Genomic DNA, 23,525 nt, shown 5'->3' with positions numbered 1-23,525 from the left:
CCTCCCCGCCTTATATAGTGTTTCAGCTTAACCCCAGTTCATGCCAGATTCGCTGCACCTGGCGCCGTTCGTCAGCGAACTGGTCCCCGGCCACCGTACCGGCCTCGTTCTGCAGGGCCTGGCGGTGAGCGGCGGAACGGTAGGCTTTATACACCTCGCGCAGCAAATGGGCATCGGCGGCGGGCATCAGCCCGACCTGCTCCAGCCCTTCCAGAATGCGGATATTGTCGGTGTAGCGCAGCAACGTTGGATGTTGCGCAGACCACGCCAAAGCCGCGTATTGCACCATAAATTCAATATCGACGATACCTCCGGCGTCCTGCTTGAGGTCGAACGCCACCGTGGGTTCGAAGGCATTCGCCGCCGTTCCCGCCGCCGTGGACTTGGTGCCGAGGTTGTCGCGCATCTTGGCGCGCATCTCGCTGACCTCCTGGCGCAGCTTGTCCAGGTCCTGCGCGCGGCCCAGCACTTGCGCCCGTACCTGCTCGAAAGCACGGCCCACATCCTGACTGCCTACCAGCACTCGCGCACGCACCAGCGCCTGGTGCTCCCAGGTCCAGGCTTCGTTTTCCTGATAACGCGCAAATGCGCCCAGGGAACTCACCAGCAAACCGGATGCGCCCGAAGGCCGCAGGCGCATGTCCACTTCATACAACTGGCCCGAGTTGGTCTGGGTGGTCAGCAGATGAATGATTCGCTGCCCCAGCCGGGTAAAGAACTGCGCGCCGTCGATCGGCTTGGCACCGTCGGTTTCGGCCTGGGGGTCACCGTCATGGATAAACACCAGGTCCAGGTCCGAACCATGCCCCAATTCGATGCCGCCGACTTTCCCATAACCGACAATGATGAAGCCAGGATCGCACAAGGTGCCGTCCACCCGTTGCGGCGAGCCGTAGCGGGCAACCGTCTGGCGCCAGGCCAGGGCCAGCACTTGTTCGAGGATGGCTTCGGCGAGCCAGGTCAGGTAGTCGCTGACTTTCATCAGCGGCAGGCTGCCGGCGATTTCCGAGGCGGCCACCCGCAGGCGGTGGGCCAGCTTGAAGTGCCGTAGGGCCTCCATCTGCTGCTCAAGGTCATCTTCGGGGATGCGCGTCAGGCGCTCGCGCAATTCGGCGGCCAGTTCCGGCGCCAGCGGCGGCTTGAACAGGCGGCCTTCGTTGAGCAGTTCGTCCAGCAGCAGCGGGAAGCGAGTGATCTGCTCGGCAATCCACGGGCTGGCGGCGCACAGGGTCAGAAGGCGACGCAGGGCGTCGGGGTTTTCCGTCAGCAACACCAGATAAGCGGAACGCCGGGCGACGGCTTCGACCAAGGGCAGGACGCGCTCCAGCACCAGGTCCGGGTTGGCATGTTCGACGGCCTGGGCCAGCAAGCGCGGGATAAATGCATCCAGACGCTCGCGACCCAGGCGCTGCATGGCACGCAATTGCGGACTGCTGCGCAGGCCGGCCAGGGTTTTCAAGGCTTTGGGCGCGTCGGTAAAACCGCCTTCCTGCAACTGACGGCAGGCGGCTCCCTCGTCCTGGGACTCTTCCCACAACGGCAACCACTCACCGCCCACCACCAACTCGCTCTCTTCGCCCTCTTCTTCATCCGGATCGGCAATCACCTGGCGGAAATGCCAGTCCACCCGGCCACGCCAGTACATCAGGCGCTCATGAAACGCGGTCCAGTCCGGAAAGCCCAGCATGAAGGCAATCCGCGCCTGGTCTTCGGTGCCATCCGGGAGCATCTGCGTCTGGCGATCGGCGATCGCCTGAATCGCGTGCTCGGTGTAGCGCAGGAATTCATAGCCATCGCGCAGCTCGGCGACCACCGCCGGCGGCAGGTAACCCTGGCCTTCCAGGGTACCCAGCACTTTTAACAGTGGGCGCTGCTGCAGGCTCAGGTCACGGCCACCGTGGATCAGCTGGAACGCCTGGGCGATAAATTCGACTTCACGGATGCCGCCCGAGCCCAGCTTGATGTTCTCGGCCATGCCCTTGCGCCGCACTTCCTGCTGGATCAACTGCTTCATGGTGCGCAGCGCTTCGACGGCGGAAAAGTCCAGGTAACGCCGGTAGACAAACGGTCTCAGCATGTCGAGCAGTTGCGCACCGGCCACCTGGTCACCGGCCACCACCCGCGCCTTGATCATGGCGTAGCGTTCCCAGTCGCGGCCCTGGTCCTGGTAGTACTGCTCCAGCGCGTTGAAGCTGAGCACCAGCGCCCCGGCTGAACCGTAAGGTCGCAGGCGCATGTCGACCCGGAACACAAAGCCGTCGACGGTCATCGGGTCCAGGGCCTTGATCAGTTTTTGACCAAGGCGGATGAAGAACTCCTGGTTGTCCAGCGAGCGCTTCACGCCAACCGTGTCGCCGCCTTCGGGGTAGGCGAAGATCAGGTCGATGTCGGACGACAGGTTCAGCTCCACTGCGCCGAGCTTGCCCATGCCGAGGATGACCATGTGCTGCGGTTCGCCGCTGCGACGGCCCGTGGGGGTGCCGAACAATACGCAGTGGCGCTGGTACAACCACTGATAGGCCTGGTCGATGCTGGCGTCGGCCATGTCCGACAGGTCGCGGCAGGTTTGCACCAGGTCCGCCTGTCGGGTCAGGTCGCGCCAGATGATCCGCACCTGCTGGCGGGTGCGCTGGCGGCGCAGAACCCGGCCCAGTTCGTCTTCTGTCTCGGCTTGTTGCACGGCCGCCGCAATCTGTCCGCACAGCTCGCCGGGGGCAAAGCTGCGGTCCAGTTCGCCCCAGGCCACCAGCTCGAGCAACATCAAAGGGTCACGAACACTCTGTTCAATGACGAAATCACTGGCGGCGCACACACGGGCGAAGTCAGCCCAACGTTGCGGCGTCCACTCAGAAAGGCCATTATCGCCGTCCAATCCGGCCACGGCGTCACGAAATGACTGCTCGGCCCGCTTGGCAAATGGAAGCAGGATGGCCGGGAGTTCGGCCTGCATTGGAAGGCTCATGGTCTATCCTTGATCGGCGCGTAAAGGGCTTGTAGCTGTGAACGCAAGAACCACGCTCGGTGAAGGACTGTCGAACAAAGGTTAGAAATAGCTGAAAATTTTTCTTTTTTGGCAGTCAACATCAAATCTCTACCCTTTCTTGTTCGCAAAAGATCAACAATAACGATTATGCTCGCCAGCTAGACCGAGCAATCCGCTCAGTCTTGTGTAGTTTTACTACTCGTATATACATTCGAAAGGCTGAAATGGCCGACGATTTGTAGTAAAACTACAGGACGCCGAAGCAACCTTCGGCCATCCAAGAATTTATGTCGTCTGCCCACAAGGCCAGTCGCAAACTTCAGGCAACCGATTCTGGTAGCCTTTCCGCCCTGGAGCAAGCCATGCAAGACCTCGATCCCGTCGAAACCCAGGAATGGCTGGACGCCCTGGAATCGGTTCTCGACAAAGAAGGCGAAGACCGTGCTCACTACCTGATGACCCGTATGGGCGAACTCGCGACCCGCAGCGGCTCGCAACTGCCCTACGCCATCACCACGCCGTATCGCAACACCATCCCGGTAACCCACGAAGCACGCATGCCTGGCGACCTGTTCATGGAACGCCGCATTCGCTCGCTGGTACGCTGGAACGCCATGGCGATGGTAATGCGCACGAACTTGAAAGATTCTGACCTGGGCGGTCACATCTCCAGCTTCGCTTCCAGCGCAACCCTGTATGACATCGGCTTCAACTACTTCTTCCAGGCCCCGACCGAAGAACATGGCGGCGACCTGATCTACTTCCAGGGCCACACCTCGCCAGGCGTCTACGCCCGTGCGTTCATGGAAGGCCGCATCACCGAAGAACAAATGAACAACTTCCGCCAGGAAGTCGACGGCCAGGGCCTCTCGTCCTATCCGCACCCTTGGCTGATGCCTGATTTCTGGCAGTTCCCGACGGTATCCATGGGCCTGGGCCCGATCCAGGCGATCTACCAGGCACGCTTCATGAAGTACCTGGAAGCCCGTGGCTTCATCCCTGAAGGCAAGCAGAAAGTCTGGTGCTTCCTGGGCGACGGCGAGTGTGACGAGCCGGAATCCCTGGGCGCCATTTCCCTGGCTGGCCGCGAGAAGCTGGACAACCTGATCTTCGTCATCAACTGCAACCTGCAGCGCCTCGACGGCCCGGTTCGCGGCAACGGCAAGATCATCCAGGAACTCGAAGGCGTGTTCCGTGGTGCTCAGTGGAACGTGACCAAAGTCATCTGGGGCCGTTTCTGGGACCCACTGCTGGCCAAGGACGTCGACGGCATCCTGCAACGTCGCATGGACGAAGTCATCGACGGCGAGTACCAGAACTACAAAGCCAAAGACGGCGCGTTCGTACGTGAACACTTCTTCAACACGCCTGAACTCAAGGCAATGGTTGCAGACCTGTCCGACGACGAGATCTGGAAACTCAACCGTGGCGGCCACGACCCGTACAAGGTCTACGCGGCGTACCACGAAGCGGTCAACCACAAAGAACAACCGACCGTCATCCTGGCCAAGACCATCAAGGGTTATGGCACCGGTGCCGGCGAAGCGAAGAACACTGCGCACAACACCAAGAAAGTCGATGTCGACAGCCTGAAGTTGTTCCGCGACCGCTTCGACATCCCGGTCAAGGACGAAGAGCTGGAGAACCTGCCGTTCTTCAAGCCGGAGCCAAACAGCGCCGAAGCCCGCTACCTCAGCGAGCGTCGCACTGCACTGGGCGGTTTCGTGCCTCAGCGCCGCGCCAAGAGCTTCAACATCCCGACTCCGCCACTGGATACCCTCAAGGCAATCCTGGACGGCTCGGGCGACCGTGAAATCTCCACCACCATGGCTTTCGTGCGGATCCTCGCGCAGCTGGTCAAAGACAAGGAAATCGGCTCGCGTATCGTGCCGATCATCCCGGACGAAGCCCGTACCTTCGGTATGGAAGGCATGTTCCGTCAGTTGGGCATCTACTCCTCCGTCGGCCAGCTCTACGAGCCAGTCGATAAAGACCAGGTGATGTTCTACAAGGAAGACAAGAAGGGCCAGATCCTCGAAGAAGGCATCAACGAAGCGGGCGCCATGAGCTCCTTCATCGCTGCCGGTACTTCGTACTCCAGCCACAACCAGCCGATGCTGCCGTTCTACATCTTCTACTCGATGTTCGGTTTCCAGCGTATTGGCGACCTGGCTTGGGCAGCAGGCGACAGCCGTACCCGTGGCTTCCTGATCGGCGGTACTGCCGGGCGGACCACGCTGAACGGCGAAGGCCTGCAACACGAAGACGGTCACAGCCACATCCTGGCGGGCACCATCCCGAACTGCCGCACCTTTGATCCAACCTACGGCTATGAGCTGGCGGTGATCATCCAGGACGGCATGAAGAAGATGACCGAAGAGCAGCAGGACGTTTTCTACTACATCACCGTGATGAACGAGTCCTACCAGCAGCCAGCCATGCCGGCCGGTGTCGAGGAAGGCATCATCAAGGGCATGTACCTGCTCGAAGAAGACACCAAGGAAGCCGCTCACCACGTGCAACTGATGGGCTCCGGCACCATCCTGCGCGAAGTGCGTGAAGCTGCAAAAATCCTGCGTGAAGAGTTCAACGTCGGTGCTGACGTATGGAGCGTTACCAGCTTCAACGAACTGCGTCGCGACGGCCTGGCCGTAGAGCGCAGCAACCGCCTGCACCCAGGCCAGAAGCCTGCGCGCACCTACGTCGAAGAGTGCCTGGCTGGCCGTAAGGGTCCGGTTATCGCCTCTACCGACTACATGAAGCTGTTTGCTGAACAAATTCGTCAGTGGGTACCGTCCAAGGAATTCAAAGTCCTGGGCACCGACGGTTTCGGCCGTAGTGACAGCCGCAAGAAGCTGCGTCACTTCTTCGAAGTCGACCGTCACTTCGTGGTGTTGGCAGCCCTGGAAGCCTTGGCTGACCGTGGTGAAATCGAACCCAAGGTGGTAGCAGACGCTATCGTCAAGTTCGGGATCAACCCGGAAAAACGCAACCCACTGGACTGCTGAGGAGACTTTCTGTGAGCGAACTCATTCGCGTACCTGACATCGGCAGCGGTGAAGGTGAAGTAATTGAACTGTTTGTGAAGGTCGGCGACACCGTCGAAGCCGACCAGAGCATCCTGACCCTGGAATCGGACAAGGCGAGCATGGAAATCCCTGCTCCCAAGGCCGGCGTGGTCAAAAGCCTGAAAGTGAAGCTGGGCGACCGCCTGAAAGAAGGCGACGAACTGCTTGAGCTGGAAATCGAAGGTGCCGCTGATGCGGCCCCTGCGGCGGCCGCTCCTGCTGCTGCCCCGGCTCCTGCCGCCGAGAAGCCTGTCGCTGCTGCCGAGGCCCCTGCGGCTCCGGCGGCTGCACCTGCCGCCGAAACAGTCCAGGACATTCATGTTCCGGACATCGGTTCGTCGGGCAAGGCCAAGATCATCGAGCTGCTGGTTAAAGTCGGCGACACCGTCGAAGCCGATCAATCGCTGATCACCCTGGAGTCCGACAAGGCCTCCATGGAAATCCCTTCGCCGGCAGCCGGCGTGGTGGAAAGCATTGCCGTGAAGCTGGAAGACGAAGTCGGCACTGGTGACTTCATCCTCAAGCTGAAAGTAGCGGGCGCTTCGGCTCCTGCTGCTGCCGCTCCAGCCGCCGCTGCTCCGGCCGCCAAGGCTGAAGCCGCACCGGCTGCCGCCGCGCCTGCACCTGCGCCTGCTGCAAAAGCCGAGGCCGCACCGGCTCCGGCGGCTGCACCTGCGCCAAGCGGTGCCAAGGTTCATGCCGGCCCTGCCGTGCGCCAACTGGCCCGTGAATTCGGCGTCGAGTTGAGCGCGGTAACCGCCAGCGGTCCTCACGGTCGCGTGCTCAAGGAAGACGTGCAGGTTTACGTCAAATCCATGATGCAGAAGGCCAAGGAAGCTCCGGCTGCCGGCGCTGCTACCGGTGGCTCGGGCATTCCGCCGATCCGCACCGTCGACTTCAGCCGCTTCGGCGAAATCGAAGAAGTGCCGATGACCCGCCTGATGCAAATCGGCGCGGCCGGCCTGCACGCCAGCTGGCTGAACATCCCGCACGTGACCCAGTTCGACCAGGCCGACATCACCGACCTGGAAGCATTCCGCGTTGCGCAGAAAGCCGTGGCCGAGAAGGCCGGCGTGAAGCTGACCGTGCTGCCCCTGCTGCTCAAGGCTTGCGCACATTTGCTCAAGGAGCTGCCGGACTTCAACAGTTCGCTGGCGCCAAGCGGCAAGGCGATCATTCGCAAGAAGTACGTGCACATCGGCTTTGCCGTCGACACTCCGGATGGCCTGCTGGTACCGGTCATCAAGAACGTCGACCAGAAGAGCCTGCTGCAGCTTGCCGCTGAGGCTGCTGCACTGGCTGCCAAGGCCCGCGACAAGAAGCTCACCCCGGACGACATGCAGGGCGCGTGCTTCACCATCTCCAGCCTCGGGCACATTGGCGGCACTGGCTTCACGCCAATCGTCAACGCGCCGGAAGTGGCGATCCTGGGTGTTTCCAAGGCCACTATCCAGCCTGTGTGGGACGGTAAAGCGTTCCAGCCGAAGCTGATGCTGCCACTGTCGCTGTCCTACGATCACCGTGTGATCAACGGCGCGGCTGCCGCACGCTTCACCCAGCGCCTGAGCCAGTTGCTGAACGACATCCGCACCATCCTGCTTTAAGCCACAACAGGTCTTCTGCCCATGCAGAAGACCTGGCTTCAACGATTTCCGAGCGCCACGCTCGTACCTCAACCCCGCCAATTGGCGGGGCTTTTTTTGCCTGCTTTCCAGGGAAAACCTGGACACGGAAATCGAGGTTGTACACCGCCCATCACCCCGGTTGCAGAAAACCGCTCGCTGGCCGATAACCCACTTATAGCACTTAGCCTTCATCCTCTCTTGTCAGCCTGTGCTGCATGATGCAACCTTGCCGCAGGCAACAGTAAAGAGGGCGTGAGCCCGGCGCGATGCGCATTTTTCCAAGCGAGTTTCCCCATGAAAAGCCAACCCGATGTCGCCCGTACGGCGGCCGAGGTAGTGACGCAATTACCGGTGCCTTCGCGCCTCGGTATGCTGCGTTTCGAGCGGCTTAATGAGGCTAGCTGGGCCCTGCTGTACCTCGACCCCAATTGCGAACGCCAGTTCGGCCTGCCCGCGATGGAACTGTGCGCCCTGATCGGCTCGCCCTACGCCAGCCTGATGGAGCCCCAGGCGCGCTATCAGCTGCATGATGCGATCCAGGAACAGCTGAGCATCAGCCCGCATTACCTGGTGCGCTACACCCTGCACACCAACGACGGCCCGTTGAGCCTGCTGGAACTGGGTGAAGCCTACAAACAACACAATCGTCACCTGCTGCGCGGCTACCTGATGGTGGTCGACGGCCTGTTCAGTGATCTCCCACCGGCCCCTGCGGCAGACCTGGAGAGCCAGAACAGCCGCTTGCAGATTGCCCTGGAACTCAACCAGCGCGCCCAGCAGGAACAACTGCAACACCTTGAGCGGGTGCGCGCCCAGCAGGAATTGATCCTGCTGCTGGCCCGCCAGCGCTACAGCACCAACAACTCCCTGCAAGAAGCCGCCGAGCTGATCACCCGCAGTGCCTGCGATATCTATCAGATCGACTGCGCGAGCATCTGGAACCTCGAAAACCAGCATCTGGTGCCGATTTCCGCTTATCACCGCGCCGATCAGCAGCACCACCTGCCAGAGTCTATCGATGCCAGTGGCTTCCCGGATTACCTGGAAGCCCTGCAAACCAGCCGTGCGATCGACGCCACCAACGCCATGCGCGACCCACGCACGCGTGAAATGGCCGAGAGCCTGCGCCCGCGGGACATCCACGCCATGCTCGACGCCAGCATCCGCGTCGATGGCAACGTGGTCGGCGTGTTGTGCCTGGAGCAAAGTGGCAGCACCCGCGTCTGGCAGTCCGACGAGATCGCCTTTGCCGGCGAGCTGGCCGACCAGTTCGCCCAGGTGATCAACAACCACAACCGCCGCACCGCCACCAGTGCCCTGCACTTGTTCCAGCGAGCCGTGGAGCAAAGCGCCAATGCGTTCCTGCTGGTCAATTGCGACGGCGTGGTGGAATACGTCAACCCCAGCTTTACCGCGATCACCCAGTACAGCACCGAAGAAGTCCACGGCCACCAGCTGTCGGAACTGCCGGCACTGGAGAACCTCAGCGAGCTGCTGTTCGACGCGCCTTCAAGCCTGGCCAAGAGCAACAGTTGGCAAGGCGAGTTCAAGAGCCGGCGCAAGAACCTCGAACCCTACTGGGGCCAGTTGTCGATCTCCAAGGTTTATGGCGACAACCGTGAGCTGACCCATTACATAGGCATCTACGAAGACATCACCCAGACCAAGCTGGCCCAGCAGCGCATCGAGCGGCTGGCCTACACCGACAACCTGACCAACCTGGGCAACCGCCCGGCGTTCATCCGCAACCTGGACGAACGCTTTGCCCGGGACAGCGACAGCCCCATCAGCCTGCTGCTGGTGGACATCGACAACTTCAAGCGGATCAACGACAGCCTCGGCCACCAGACCGGCGACAAGCTGCTGATCAGCCTGGCCCGGCGCCTGCGCAACAGCCTGACCGCCAGTGGCAGCCTGGCGCGATTTGCCAGTAACGAATTTGCCGTGCTGCTGGACGATACCGACCTTGAAACCGGCCAGCAGGTCGCCAGCCAGTTGCTGGCGACCCTCGACAAGCCGATGTTCGTCGACAACCAGCTGATCAGCGTCACCGGCTCCGTGGGCCTCGCCTGCGCGCCGCTGCATGGCCGCGATCCGCAGACCCTGATGCGCAACGCCGGCCTGGCGCTGCACAAGGCCAAGGCCAACGGCAAACACCAGGTGCAGGTATTTACCGAAGCGCTGAATGCCGAAGCCAGCTACAAGCTGTTCGTGGAAAACAACCTGCGCCGCGCCCTGACCCAGAACGAACTGGACGTGTTCTACCAGCCCAAGCTGTGCCTGCGCAGCGGTCGTCTGCTGGGGATGGAAGCGTTGTTACGCTGGAACCATCCGGAAAAGGGCATGATCCGCCCCGATCAATTCATCAGCGTGGCGGAAGAGACTGGGCTGATCATCCCCATCGGCAAATGGATCGCCCGCCAGGCCTGCCGCATGAGCCGACAGCTGACCGCCGCCGGCATGGGCAACCTGCAAGTGGCGATCAACCTGTCGCCCAAGCAGTTTTCCGACCCGGACCTGGTGGCCTCGATTGCCACGATCCTCAAGGAGGAACAGTTGCCGGCCAACCTGCTGGAACTGGAGTTGACCGAAGGCCTGCTGCTGGAAGCCACCGAAGACACGCGCCTGCAACTGGACCAACTGAAGAGTTTCGGCTTGACCCTGGCGATGGATGACTTCGGTACCGGTTACTCGTCGCTGAGCTACCTGAAAAAATTCCCGATCGACATCATCAAGATTGATCGCAGCTTCATCCATGAAATCCCGGACAACCAGGACGACATGGAAATCACCTCGGCGGTGATCGCCATGGCCCACAACCTCAAGCTCAAGGTGGTGGCCGAAGGCATCGAGACTGCCGAGCAGCTGGCGTTCCTGCGCCGCCACCGTTGCGACGTCGGCCAGGGCTACCTGTTCGACCGGCCAATCCCGGGGGCCGAGCTGATGACGATGCTTAAACGCTACCCTCGCGGGCCAATCGCCTGACAGCGCGGTAACACTCGGGCACACTGGCAGTCTGAACTCTTACTTGTAACTCAATCTGACTGAGAGGACTGATCATGGTCTTGCGCTCGGAAATCCTGGTGAATAAAAACGTGCTTCCCACTCAAGAACAAGCTTTGCCTGGCCGTGAAACCCCGATGTCGCTGCCCGAGACGCACTTCGTCAACGGCAACCCCCTGCTGGGCCCCTTTGTCGACAACGTAGAGTTTGCGATCTTCGGCCTGGGTTGCTTTTGGGGTGCAGAGCGTCGTTTCTGGCAGCGCGACGGTGTGGTCAGCACTGTGGTGGGCTATGCCGGCGGCTACACGCCGAACCCGACGTATGAAGAAGTCTGCTCGGGCCTGACCGGCCACAGCGAAGTGGTGTTGGTGGTGTTTGACCAGGACAAGATCAGCTACGAAGAGCTGCTGAAAATGTTCTGGGAACTGCACAACCCGACCCAGGGCATGCGCCAGGGCAATGACATCGGCAGCCAGTACCGCTCGGTGATCTACGCGGTCAAGCCGGAGCACCTGGAGGCGGCGAAGGCCAGCGCAGAGGCTTATCAGGCGGAATTGACCAAGGCCGGCCTGGGCACCATCACCACCGAAATCGAAGAAGCGCCGACGGTGTATTTCGCCGAGGCGTACCACCAGCAGTACCTGGCGAAGAATCCGCAGGGTTACTGCGGAATCGGCGGCACCGGCGTGACCTGCCCGATCTAAGAGCGACACCGATAAAAATGTGGGAGCGGGCTTGCTCGCGAAAGCGGAGTGTCAGTCACTGAATGTGTTTCTGATACACCGCATTCGCGAGCAAGCCCGCTCCCACATTGGGTCTTCAATACCTTGAGATTGGCTTACTCGGCGATAAGCCAATCCATCTGCCAGCCACCCTGGGTTTGCCCAAGCTGCTTGGACAACCACGGCAGCAGCTCACGCAACTCCTCCTCCAGCCCCCACGGCGGATTGGCAATCGCCAGACCCGAACCGGTCAGGGTGTTGGGCGTGTCCAGCGGATGCACCAGCAATTCCACCCGCAGCAACTTCGGCGCACCGGTACCGGCCAGGTCCTGGTAGAAGCGGCGCAGCATGCGCTGGTCCTTCACCGGGTACCAGATCGCAGCCACTGTCTGGCGCATCCGGCTCACGGCTTCCTTGAGGGACGCGGCGCAGCGCTGCATCTCGTCGAGCTTCTCGAACGGCGGGTCTATCAACATCAACGCACGCTTTTCCGGCACCGGCAGCAATGCCCGTGGCACGTGCCAGCCTTCGCCAAGGTGGACTTTCACCCGACGATCACCCTTCATGTTGTCCTTGAGCAGCAGGCCGTCTTCCGGGTGCTTTTCGTTGAGCAGCACGCGGTCCTGAGGACGAGTCAGGCGTCGCGCCAGCTCCGGCGAACCCGGGTAGTAGCGCAACTCGCCATCCGGGTTCATCTCGTGCAGCACACGCATGTAATCGGCGGTCAGCGGCGGCAGGTCGGCCTGGCCCCACAGGCGGGCGATGCCTTCCAGGTATTCACCGGTACGGTTCGCCTGGTCGCCCTGCAGGTCGTACAGACCAATGCCGGCGTGGGTGTCGAGATAGGCAAACGGCTGCTCCTTGCGCGACATCAGGGCGATGAGGCGGGTCAAGGTCAGGTGTTTGAAGACATCGGCGTGGTTGCCGGCGTGATAGGCGTGACGATAATTCATGGTTGCTCCTGCGCAGGGGGCGAAGTTTACCTTTTACGCAGGCAAAGGTGCAGGGCTGCGCGTCAGGTGGCGCTTATGCCGCAAACACAGGGGCGCTGCCGAAAATAGTCTAATTGGCGGTGCGAAAGCGGATTTATTGTGGCGAGCAATTATCCATGGAGGTCATAACAACTCATGAAAGACGCCACCATCGCTTTGCACCATGGCTTCAAGTCGGACCCGACTACCAAGGCCGTCGCCGTGCCGATCTACCAGAACGTCGCTTTCGAATTCGATAACGCCCAGCACGGCGCCGACCTGTTCAACCTCGACGTGCCCGGCAATATCTACACGCGCATCATGAACCCCACCAACGACGTGCTGGAGCAACGCATCGCCGCACTGGAAGGCGGCATCGCGGCCCTGGCGGTGTCGGCCGGCAGCGCGGCGATCCACTACGCGATCCAGACCCTGACCCGTGCCGGTGACAACATCGTCACCACCCCGCAACTGTACGGTGGCACCTACACCCTGTTCGCCCACTTACTGCCGAGCTTCGGCGTTGACGTGCGCTTCGCCCGTGACGACTGCGCCGAAGCCATCGCCGAGCTGATCGATGACAACACCAAACTGGTGTACTGCGAGAGCATCGGCAACCCGGCAGGCAATATCATCGATATCGAAGCCCTGGCCAACGTCGCCCACGCCCGTGGCGTGCCGCTGATGGTGGACAACACCGTGGCCACGCCAATCCTGTGCAAGCCGATCCAGTTCGGCGCGGACATCGTCGTGCATTCGGTGACCAAATACGTGGGCGGCCACGGCAACTCGCTGGGTGGCGTGATCGTCGACAGCGGCACCTTTCCCTGGACCCAGTACCCGGAGAAATTCCCCGGACTCAACCAGCCGGAGCCGGCCTATCACGGTGTGGTCTACACCGAAAAATTCGGCCCGGCGGCGTTCATTGCCCGCGCCCGTACCGTGCCGCTGCGCAACACCGGCGCGGCCCTGGCGCCGATGAATGCATTCCTGCTGCTGCAAGGCCTGGAAACCCTGGCCCTGCGCATGGAGCGCCACACCGAAAACGCCTTGAAGATTGCCCACTTTCTGCAAGACCACGCACTGGTGGAGTGGGTCAGCTACGCCGGCCTGCCGGATCACCCCCACCATCACCTGGCGCAAAAATACATGCAGGGCAAACCGTCGGCGATTCTGTCCTTCGGCCTGAAGGGTGGTTATGAGGCGGGCGTGCGTTTCTACGATTCGCTGCAGATCTTCAAGCGCCTGGTGAACATCGGCGATGCCAAGTCCCTGGCCTGCCACCCGGCGTCCACCACCCATCGCCAGATGAATGAACAGGAGCAGGCGAAGGCCGGGGTGAAGCCGGAGATGATTCGCCTGTCGGTGGGCATCGAGGCCATTGAAGACCTGATCGAGGACCTGCAGCAGTCGCTGGCCTCAACCCAGCTCTGAGGCCAGCCAGGCGGCCAGCGCCTGATGGCTGACATCCGGCCGGCGCACGAAGTAGGCGACCTTGTGCTTCAAGGTCGCCGGCACAAAGGCGCTGTACAGGTCCGGGCGCTGTTCTTCCAGCCATTGCAACAGGTTGTCCACCTGCGTAACGCTCGATTGCTCACCCAAGTGCTGGAGAACATGCGGCGGCACTTGCCACCATGGGCCGGGCTTTGCCGCTCCCGCTGCCGTAACCGCTACCTCATGCTGGCGACCATTGATCCAGTAGCGACTGAACACCGGGAGCCACTCCTTTGCCTGTGGCCCCAGCGCCTGCAACACAGGCAGGACATAAGCACCGTCCCAGAAGCGAAAGAACACCGCCGGCCCTTCCGGCAACAGTACCTTGGTCAGGCTGCGCAGATGCTCGACGACGGTGTGCAAGGAACAGGACGACACCGCCAGCCAACCCCAGCCGATACCTTCACATTCAGCGGCCCATTTCAAAAAAGCGCTGTCGACGGCGACCACCGCGACGTAGGGCATGACCTCCTCCCACGCTGCATACTCGCTACCCGCCCAGATGGGGCTAAGTGCACGTCCGTCGGTACGCCGCCACGCATCGAGCGGCTTGCAGTCGCTGGCATTGCCCATCACCACAAACAACTGCTCGCCCGCCTGCAACGGCGCAGCCTCAAGCCACTGCCCGGGAGAAATCATGGCGCACCCGCGGGCAGTGATGTATTGCGATGCAGGGGGCGTATTGCACACGCCATTCCTGCAGCGCTCGCACTCTTCGCAAAAGGGTGCGCTGCGCTTCAGGCTTAACACCTGGACGGCACTCAACGGTGCAGGTATTACCGCCAGCAACTTTTCCTGCAGCCCCGGCGTCAGCGGCGCTCCCGCCGGTGCCGGGGAGCCGCCAAGCTGGATTTGCGTGCTGCTGAAAATCCCGCCCGCCGAAACGTTGATCCACTGCCCACCGGCCTGGAGGGTCACGCTGGCACCCGCATCAATAACGACGTTTTGCCCGGCACCGATGTGAATGGTCAACCCGGCACGTACCTGCTGGGAACCCGCGACCATCAGGTGATCGTCCTGCTTGAGTTCGGTCAGGCGGTTGCCGTGGGTGGTGCGCTGTTCTTCGCCCTGAAGCTCTTGACGATCAAGGCCTTTAACGATTACGTCGCGCTGGTTGTCGACCTGCACGTGCTGGTCGTGCAGTACATGCTGGGTCCAGTTGCGCTGGGCGCGCAGGTAGATTTCCTCGGCACCCTTGCGGTCCTCGATGCGCAGCTCGTTGTAGCCACCGCCGCCGGGGCTGGTCTGGCTACGGAAGATGCTGCGGGTCTTGTCGGCTGGCAGGTCCAGCGGCACCGGCGTGGCGGCATTGGCCAGGCAACCGACCACCAGCGGCGTGTCGGCGTCGCCGTCGACGAAACCCACCAGCACCTCCATGCCCACCCGCGGGATCAACACCGAGCCGTAGTGCTCATGGGCCCAGCCACTGGCCACCCGCAGCCAGCAACTGGAATGTTCGTCGTGCTCCCCGGCGCGATCCCAGGCCATCTGCACCTTGACCCGGCCATACTCGTCACAATGGATCTCGCTGCCTGCCGGCCCTGTAACCACGGCGTTTTGATAGCCAGACACCGGCGGTCGCGATACCAGCAGCGGTGTTCGAAACGGCACCTCCCATGGCGTTACGACAAAGTGATTGCTGTAGCCCTGAGCCGATTCATCACCTGAGGCGTCGATGGCCGACTCCTCCAGCACCTGAGGCTGGCGCCCTGCATGCGTCACCTGGGTGACCAGCCACAAATCATTCCATTCCTGGCGAGGATGCCCTTCCATCCTCAGGAACTGCCCGCTGACCAGGGACGGCTGGTCGCTATGGCCACTGGCCTGGCGAAAGTCACCGCGATGGCGCTCCAACCTACGTTGCGCCAGGTATTTACCATGAGCGCGATCCGTAAAATTCCCGGGATAACACTGTTCCTCCAGCATGGGACGCTGGCCGCCGGACACCGTGCTTTCCAAGCTCAGGCGTGGCTTTCTGAAGTCGTAGTCCCGCAGATTCACATCGGTGGTACGGGTCTTCAACCGCAGGGTAAAACGCTTGATCACCGGCGTGTCGGCAACCATCCCCGAACCCGCCGCGTATTGAGTGGCTTGCTCAGGCTGGGCGAACACGCTCTGGTCATCGCCGAACACCAAAAGGTGGCGCTCGGGGTGATGCTGGAAGTGGTAGTGAATGCCCGACTCGGCGCACAAGCGCTGGATGAACGCCAGATCGGTTTCGCCAAACTGAACGCAGTACTCACGCTCGGGGTACACCCCGCTCAGTTGAAACGAGAAGGCATCCGCCTGGATACCCTGCCCTTCCAGCACCAGTGCAATGATCTGCGGCACCGTCCGGTTCTGGAAAATCCGCTGGTGAGCGCTGTGCTCAAGATAAGCCAACCGCGGAACCAGCGTGATCTGATAACGCGTCAGGCGCTTGCCCGAGTCGCCTTGTGCCACCCGATAAACTTGGCCATGAATACCATGGCCATGCGCATCAAACCCCAGGAACGCCTGGCGATGCATCAAGCTTTCCAGGTCAAGGTCGGGTTGCTCGCTGACCAGTTCAAGGTCAAAACGATAGGGCAGGCTGATGAATTCATCGCCAGTGAACTCACGTACCTTGAGAACACTTGGCACACCGTCGAGGGTCAGGCTAAAGGCACTTTGATTGGCAGGAGCGAACATCCGGTGTTTCTCTGCGAGTAGTGGGTGGCCGATTCTGCACCAGCTGTTTGCCGAGCTGAGTGCGCTGCAGGCAAATCAGTAAATCCCTACATCGCAGGCTCTTTAATCTTCATGTATCAGGCATCGAAGCCCTACCACCAGCGTGCTAGCGTATTCGTCCCCCATCGCCCCATGACAATGGAAAAAACATGGCCACCCGCTACGCAAAAATCGTCCTGACCCTTGCCCTGGCAGCCTTCGCCACACTCGTGGCCTTCAGCAACATCACCGACTACGGCTCCAACTTTGCCTTCGTCAAACATGTGCTGAGCATGGACACCACCTTCCCCGGCAACGCCGCGATGTATCGCGCCATCACCACCCCATGGCTGTGGCACGGTGCATATTGGCTGATCATCGCCGGTGAAGCCCTGACGGCCGTGCTGCTGGCGCGTGGAGCACTGGCCTTGTGGCGGGCTCGTCGTGCCACAGGTATCGACTTCAATCGCGCCAAGAAAAGCGCAATCGTCGGGCTGACCCTGGGTTTTGTGGTGTGGTTCTTCGGCTTTATGGTGATCGGCGGCGAGTGGTTCCTGATGTGGCAATCCCATCAGTGGAACGGCCAGGAAGCGGCGTTCAAGTTCTATATGGCGATCCTGGGTGTGCTGATTTTTCTCAACCAGCCGGACACTGACCACGACTGAAAAACCACGAATTCAAAATCGGTGGATGCCCTTTCACAAACTACTGTCAGATAGCTGACGGTAGTTTGTAGCCCTTTTCCCAAAGTATAAAAACCGCCTCACATTCAACGCTCACAGCCACCAGGCGAGCCCTTAAATTGGCCGTTTACTTCAGTGATCATCTGAATCTGTGAAAACAACACTGCGAGATCTGGAAGGCAAAAAAACGGCCCGTCATCCAAAAGATGCGGGCCGTTTTCACTTCAGCGGGCATTCAAGCCCCCGCCGATTACTTGTTGAGGTTGTAATCCGCCTCGGCTGCGTCAAACCGCTGAAGCATGCCAGCCGTCGGAGCGCCCAGCTTGCTCACGAAGTAGATCGCCAGGCTGGCGAAGATGAAGCCCGGGATGATTTCGTACAGGCCAAACAGGCTGAAGTGCTTCCACACGATCACGGTGATCGCACCCACCAGGATGCCGGCCAATGCGCCATTACGCGTCATGCCTTTCCACAGTACGGAGATCAGTACCACAGGACCGAACGCAGCACCGAAACCGGCCCAGGCGTAGCTCACCAGGCCCAGTACGCGGTTTTCCGGGTTGGCGGCCATGGCGATGGCGATCAGCGCCACCAACAGCACCATGGCGCGACCGACCCATACCAGCTCGACCTGGGAGGCGTTTTTACGCAGGAAGGTTTTGTAGAAGTCTTCGGTGAGGGCACTGGAGCACACCAGCAACTGGCAGCTCAGGGTGCTCATTACCGCCGCCAGGATGGCCGACAGCAGCACACCGGCAATCCATGGGTTGAAGAGCAGCTTGGCCAGCTCGATGAACACACGCTCGTGGTTCTCGGTCACGGGACCGGCGACTTCCGGGTGCGCCGAGAAGTAGGCGATACCGAAGAAGCCCACCGCCACGGTGCCGCCCAGGCACAGGATCATCCAGGTCATGGAGATGCGACGTGCGTTGGCAATCGATTTCACCGAATCCGCCGCCATGAAGCGCGCGAGGATGTGCGGCTGGCCGAAGTAACCCAGGCCCCAGCCCATCAGCGAAATGATGCCGATGAAGGTGGTGTTTTTCAGCATGTTGAAGTTGTCAGGGTTCTGCGCTTCGATCGCCAGGAAGGTGGTGTCGACGCCACCGGTGGCCAGCAGCACGATGATCGGGGTCAGCAACAAGGCGAAGATCATCAGCGTGGCTTGCACGGTGTCGGTCCAGCTCACGGCCAGGAAACCACCGACGAAGGTGTAGGCAATGGTCGCGGCAGCACCGGCCCACAGCGCGGTCTCGTAGGACATGCCGAAGGTGCTTTCAAACAGACGGGCGCCAGCCACGATGCCGGAAGCGCAGTAGATGGTGAAGAACACCAGGATCACCACCGCAGAGATGATTCGCAGCAGGCCGCTTTTATCTTCGAAACGGCTGGAGAAGTAATCCGGCAGGGTCAGGGCGTCGCCGTTGTGCTCGGTCTGCACCCGCAGGCGGCCAGCTACAAACAGCCAGTTCAGGTAGGCACCGACGATCAGGCCGATGGCGATCCAGCTTTCCGACAGGCCAGACATGTAGATCGCGCCGGGCAAGCCCATCAGCAACCAGCCGCTCATGTCCGAGGCACCGGCCGAGAGCGCGGTGACCACGCTGCCGAGGCTGCGACCGCCGAGGATGTAGTCGGAAAGGTTGTTGGTGGAGCGATAGGCCATAAAGCCGATCAGCACCATGGCAGCGATATAGATCACAAATGTGATCAGGGTAGGATTACTTACGCTCATTGAGTTACGCCCTGGCTTTGTTTTTATGTAGCGGCGGTCTGTCCGGACGGCCATCCACTTTGCTAGTGGATAGACGAAGCCTGGCGCCGCGCATTTATGACTGACGTTTCCCCAGGAAAGCCATCAGCCGATGAACCGTCAGTAAGAGGTTGCACCTTGGGCGCGAATGCTATTCAACAAAGCAAATAAGGTGCAACCAGTTTCTTGAGAATAAGTTGCACCTCGATGTTTTTTGTGGAAAACACCGTGTTTTTGCTCCTTTTCGGAGCAAGAGCAGCCAAAGTCAGAAGCAAATGCACCAAGGCGCAGCCGATTCGGCTGCAACGATAATTTTTCCCGATCAGCATCAAAAATTTCATGGATAAAAAGGGTTGCACCCGGTTGCACCTCTCTCGGCGCAAAGCTAATCTTGCCGCCAGCTGATGCCACGCAGTAGTGGCACCCATGAGGATAAAAAGATGGCTACGACCACCCTTGGGGTCAAACTTGACGACCCGACCCGCGAGCGCCTGAAGGCGGCCGCGACCTCCATTGATCGCACGCCGCACTGGCTGATCAAGCAGGCGATTTTCAATTACCTGGAGAAACTCGAGGGTGGTGCAACCCTGGCCGAGCTCAACGGCCTGGGCAGCAAGGACGCGGAAGAAGCCGGCGAGGTCCAGACCGACCACGCCCACCAGTGCTTCCTGGAATTTGCCGAAAGCATCCTGCCGCAATCGGTACTGCGCGCCTCGATCACCGCCGCCTACCGTCGCCCGGAGCCGGAAGTGGTGCCGATGCTGATCGAGCAGGCTCGCTTGCCCGCGGCAATGGCCGAGGCCACCAACAAGCTCGCCTCTTCGATCGCCGAGAAACTGCGCAATCAGAAAAGCGCCGGCGGCCGTGCAGGCATCGTCCAGGGCCTGCTGCAAGAATTTTCCCTGTCGTCCCAGGAAGGCGTAGCGCTGATGTGCCTCGCCGAAGCGCTGCTGCGCATCCCGGACAAGGGCACCCGCGACGCACTGATCCGCGACAAGATCAGCACCGGCAACTGGCACCCGCACCTGGGCAACAGCCCGTCGCTGTTCGTCAACGCCGCCACCTGGGGCCTGTTGCTGACCGGCAAACTGGTCGCGACCCACAACGAAGCCGGCCTGACCTCGTCCCTGAGCCGCATCATCGGCAAGAGCGGCGAGCCGATGATCCGCAAGGGCGTCGACATGGCCATGCGCCTGATGGGCGAGCAGTTCGTCACCGGCGAAACCATCGCCGAAGCCCTGGCCAATGCGAGCAAGTTCGAAGCCAAGGGCTTCCGCTATTCCTACGACATGCTCGGTGAAGCCGCACTTACCGAACATGACGCCCAGAAATACCTGGCCTCGTACGAACAAGCCATCCACTCGATCGGCAAGGCGTCCCACGGTCGCGGGATTTATGAAGGCCCGGGCATTTCCATCAAGCTCTCGGCCCTGCACCCGCGTTACAGCCGTGCGCAGTACGAGCGCGTGATGGATGAGCTGTACCCGCGCCTGCTGTCGCTGACCCTGCTGGCCAAGCAATACGACATCGGTTTGAACATCGACGCCGAAGAAGCCGATCGCCTGGAGCTGTCCCTCGACCTGCTGGAACGACTGTGCTTCGAGCCGCAACTGACCGGCTGGAACGGTATCGGTTTTGTGATCCAGGCTTACCAGAAGCGTTGCCCGTATGTGATCGACTACGTGATCGACCTGGCACGCCGCAGCCGCCACCGCCTGATGATCCGCCTGGTAAAAGGCGCGTACTGGGACAGCGAAATCAAGCGCGCCCAGGTCGAAGGCCTGGAAGGCTATCCGGTGTACACCCGCAAGGTGTACACCGACGTTTCCTACATTGCCTGCGCACGCAAACTGCTTTCGGTACCGGAAGTTATCTACCCGCAGTTCGCCACCCACAACGCTCACACCTTGTCGGCGATTTACCATATTGCCGGTCAGAACTATTACCCCGGCCAGTACGAGTTCCAATGCCTGCACGGCATGGGCGAGCCTCTGTACGAGCAGGTTGTAGGCAAGGTCTCCGAAGGCAAGCTGAACCGTCCGTGCCGCGTGTACGCACCCGTCGGCACCCACGAAACACTGCTGGCTTACCTGGTGCGTCGCTTGCTGGAAAACGGCGCCAACACCTCGTTCGTCAACCGTATTGCCGACCAATCCATCTCGATCCAGGAGCTGGTGGCCGATCCAGTGGCCAGCATCGAGCAGATGGCGACGCTGGAAGGCGGCTTCGGCCTGCCGCACCCGCGTATCCCGCTGCCCCGCGACCTGTATGGTGCCGAGCGCGCCAACTCCGCCGGTATCGACCTGGCCAACGAACACCGCCTGGCGTCGCTGTCCTGCGCCTTGCTGGCTACCGCGCATAACAACTGGAAAGCCGCGCCGATGCTCGGTTGCGCTTCCAGCAATGAAGCGGCTGCACCGGTGTTGAACCCGTCGGATCTGCGTGACGTGGTTGGCCACGTACAGGAAGCAACTGTCGAAGACGTCGACAACGCCATCCAGTGCGCCCTGAACGCTGCGCCAATCTGGCAGGCCACCCCGCCCGCCGAACGCGCCGCGATCCTGGAACGTGCCGCCGACCTGATGGAAGGCGAGATCCAGCCGCTGATGGGCCTGCTGGCCCGCGAAGCCGGCAAGACCTTCGCCAACGCCATCGCCGAAGTGCGTGAAGCCGTGGACTTCCTGCGTTACTACGCGGTGCAGGCTCGCAACGATTTCACCAACGACGCTCACCGCCCGCTGGGTCCGGTGGTGTGCATCAGCCCGTGGAACTTCCCGCTGGCGATCTTCAGTGGGCAGGTCGCCGCTGCACTGGCCGCCGGCAACCCGGTACTGGCCAAGCCTGCCGAGCAAACACCGCTGGTGGCCGCACAAGCCGTGCGCCTGCTGCTGGAAGCCGGGATTCCGGAAGGCGTGCTGCAACTGCTGCCGGGCCAGGGCGAAACCGTCGGTGCGCGCCTGGTGGGTGATGATCGCGTCAAGGGCGTGATGTTCACCGGTTCCACCGAGGTTGCGCGCTTGCTGCAACGCAGTGTCGCCGGCCGTCTGGATGCACAGGGTCGTCCGATTCCGCTGATCGCCGAAACCGGTGGCCAGAACGCAATGATCGTCGACTCCTCGGCACTCACCGAACAAGTGGTGATCGACGTAGTGTCGTCGGCCTTCGACAGTGCCGGTCAACGTTGCTCGGCCCTGCGCGTACTGTGCTTGCAGGAAGATTCCGCTGACCGCGTCATCGAAATGCTTAAAGGTGCCATGGCTGAATGCCGCCTCGGCAACCCGGAGCGCCTGTCGGTGGATATCGGCCCGGTGATCGACGCCGAAGCCAAGGCTGGCATCGAGAAACATATCCAGGCCATGCGCGACAAAGGCCGCAACGTTTACCAGGTCGCGATTGCCGATAGCGAAGAGATCAAGCGCGGCACCTTCGTGATGCCAACCCTGATCGAACTGGAAAGCTTCGACGAACTGCAACGGGAGATCTTCGGCCCGGTGCTGCACGTGGTGCGCTACAAGCGCAAAGAGATCGACCAGCTTATCGGCCAGATCAATGCCTCCGGCTATGGCCTGACCCTGGGCGTGCACACCCGCATCGACGAGACCATCGCCAAGGTGATCGACAACGTCCATGCCGGTAACGTCTACGTTAACCGCAACATCGTGGGCGCCGTGGTCGGCGTGCAGCCGTTCGGTGGCGAAGGCTTGTCGGGCACTGGCCCGAAAGCTGGCGGCCCGCTGTATCTGTACCGTTTGCTGTCGACCCGTCCTACGGACGCCATCGAGCAATCCTTCGTCCGTGGTGATGCACTGGCCGCACCGGATGTTCGCCTGCGGGATGCCATGAGCAAGCCGCTGACCGCCCTGAAAGCCTGGGCCGACAGCAACAAGCTGAGCGACTTGAGCGCCCTGTGCGTGCAGTTCGCCGCGCAATCCCAAAGCGGTATCACCCGCCAACTGGCCGGCCCGACCGGCGAGCGCAACAGCTATGCCATCCTGCCCCGCGAGCACGTGTTGTGCCTGGCGGAAGTGGAAGGCGACCTGCTGACGCAACTGGCGGCCGTGCTGGCAGTCGGCGGCTCGGCGGTATGGCCGGAAACTGAATTGACCAAGGCCGTGTTCGCACGCTTGCCGAAGGATATTCAGGCGAAGATCACGCGGGTGGCTGACTGGACCAAGGATGAAACCGTGTTTGATGCCGTGCTGCATCACGGTGATTCCGACCAACTGCGCGGCGTTTGCCAGCAAGTGGCCAAGCGTGGCGGGGCGATTGTCGGGGTTCACGGTTTGTCTTCGGGCGAAACCGGGATTGCCCTGGAGCGCCTGGTGATCGAACGGGCGTTGAGCGTCAACACTGCTGCTGCGGGTGGTAACGCCAGCCTGATGACCATCGGCTAACTGAAGAAACGCGGTCAAAATGTGGGAGCGGGCTTGCTCGCGAATGCGCAGTGTCAGTCGCCAGATGTACTGACTGATCCACCGCATTCGCGAGCAAGCCCGCTCCCACACTGACCGTGTTTGCAACTCACCGCTGTTGTT

General features: G+C 61.2%; 12 protein-coding genes and 1 pseudogene. 7 read left to right on the top strand and 6 right to left on the bottom strand.

The annotated features are described in order from the left end of the window. Nucleotides 1-22: 22 nt before the first annotated feature. Complete coding sequence (gene glnE / locus HX805_RS06480) at nt 23-2,962, bottom strand: bifunctional [glutamate--ammonia ligase]-adenylyl-L-tyrosine phosphorylase/[glutamate--ammonia-ligase] adenylyltransferase (RefSeq protein ID WP_177080405.1); 2,940 nt, start codon at nt 2,960-2,962, stop codon at nt 23-25. Nucleotides 2,963-3,345: 383 nt separating this feature from the next. Here glnE and aceE point away from each other — a divergent pair, with 383 nt between their 5' ends. The 4 genes from aceE to msrA all read left to right on the top strand — a co-directional run bounded on the left by aceE (nt 3,346) and on the right by msrA (nt 11,383). Beyond that, nucleotides 3,346-5,991, top strand: a complete 2,646-nt coding sequence (gene aceE, locus HX805_RS06475) for a pyruvate dehydrogenase (acetyl-transferring), homodimeric type (RefSeq protein WP_003209439.1) — start codon at nt 3,346-3,348, stop codon at nt 5,989-5,991. Between the two features lie 11 nt (nt 5,992-6,002). Continuing rightward, on the top strand, nt 6,003-7,655 hold the full coding sequence (gene aceF, locus HX805_RS06470; protein WP_177080406.1) for a dihydrolipoyllysine-residue acetyltransferase: 1,653 nt from the start codon (nt 6,003-6,005) through the stop codon (nt 7,653-7,655). Nucleotides 7,656-7,970: 315 nt separating this feature from the next. Then, nucleotides 7,971-10,661 carry a bifunctional diguanylate cyclase/phosphodiesterase gene (locus HX805_RS06465; protein WP_177080407.1) on the top strand — a complete coding sequence of 897 codons (2,691 nt, stop codon included), beginning with the start codon at nt 7,971-7,973 and terminating at the stop codon, nt 10,659-10,661. Nucleotides 10,662-10,735: 74 nt separating this feature from the next. Next, nucleotides 10,736-11,383 (top strand): peptide-methionine (S)-S-oxide reductase MsrA, encoded by a 648-nt coding sequence (msrA, locus tag HX805_RS06460; protein ID WP_003209436.1) that lies wholly within the window; start codon nt 10,736-10,738, stop codon nt 11,381-11,383. A gap of 134 nt (nt 11,384-11,517) precedes the next feature. On the opposite strand, the gene HX805_RS06455 is transcribed toward msrA, so the two are convergent. Continuing rightward, on the bottom strand, nt 11,518-12,354 hold the full coding sequence (locus tag HX805_RS06455) for a 23S rRNA (adenine(2030)-N(6))-methyltransferase RlmJ (RefSeq protein WP_003209435.1): 837 nt from the start codon (nt 12,352-12,354) through the stop codon (nt 11,518-11,520). Nucleotides 12,355-12,528: 174 nt separating this feature from the next. Between HX805_RS06455 and HX805_RS06450 the strand changes: the two genes are divergently transcribed. After that, on the top strand, nt 12,529-13,806 hold the full coding sequence (locus tag HX805_RS06450) for an O-acetylhomoserine aminocarboxypropyltransferase/cysteine synthase family protein (protein WP_008439168.1): 1,278 nt from the start codon (nt 12,529-12,531) through the stop codon (nt 13,804-13,806). Here HX805_RS06450 and HX805_RS32295 read toward each other — a convergent pair. Together HX805_RS32295 and HX805_RS06445 are read right to left on the bottom strand one after the other, a co-directional pair. Continuing rightward, entirely contained in the window at nt 13,792-14,439 is a 648-nt protein-coding gene (locus HX805_RS32295) for a DUF4123 domain-containing protein (RefSeq protein ID WP_256348088.1), read from the bottom strand. The genes HX805_RS06450 and HX805_RS32295 overlap by 15 nt on opposite strands. A gap of 62 nt (nt 14,440-14,501) precedes the next feature. Further along, nucleotides 14,502-16,536, bottom strand: a pseudogene (locus HX805_RS06445) (type VI secretion system tip protein VgrG). A 188-nt stretch (nt 16,537-16,724) separates the two neighbouring features. Between HX805_RS06445 and HX805_RS06440 the strand changes: the two are divergent. Continuing rightward, nucleotides 16,725-17,219, top strand: coding sequence for a DUF2165 family protein (locus HX805_RS06440; protein WP_008439179.1), 495 nt, complete (start codon nt 16,725-16,727; stop codon nt 17,217-17,219). Between the two features lie 268 nt (nt 17,220-17,487). Here the strand turns inward: HX805_RS06440 and putP are convergent, their stop codons facing one another. Both putP and HX805_RS06430 read right to left on the bottom strand, forming a co-directional pair. Then, nucleotides 17,488-18,972, bottom strand: coding sequence for a sodium/proline symporter PutP (putP, locus tag HX805_RS06435; RefSeq protein WP_003209422.1), 1,485 nt, complete (start codon nt 18,970-18,972; stop codon nt 17,488-17,490). Between the two features lie 138 nt (nt 18,973-19,110). Next, on the bottom strand, nt 19,111-19,401 hold the full coding sequence (locus HX805_RS06430) for a hypothetical protein (protein WP_177036456.1): 291 nt from the start codon (nt 19,399-19,401) through the stop codon (nt 19,111-19,113). A gap of 29 nt (nt 19,402-19,430) precedes the next feature. On the opposite strand from HX805_RS06430, the gene putA reads away from it, so the two are divergent. Further along, nucleotides 19,431-23,384, top strand: a complete 3,954-nt coding sequence (putA, locus tag HX805_RS06425) for a trifunctional transcriptional regulator/proline dehydrogenase/L-glutamate gamma-semialdehyde dehydrogenase (RefSeq protein WP_177116707.1) — start codon at nt 19,431-19,433, stop codon at nt 23,382-23,384. The last annotated feature ends 141 nt before the right edge of the window (nt 23,385-23,525 follow it).

The sequence above is a fragment of the Pseudomonas sp. G5001 genome (assembly GCF_013385475.1).
In the GTDB taxonomy this organism is placed as follows: Bacteria; Pseudomonadota; Gammaproteobacteria; order Pseudomonadales; family Pseudomonadaceae; genus Aquipseudomonas.
Note: the sequence above shows the minus strand (reverse complement) of the source record. Positions and strands in the feature narration are given on the sequence as shown.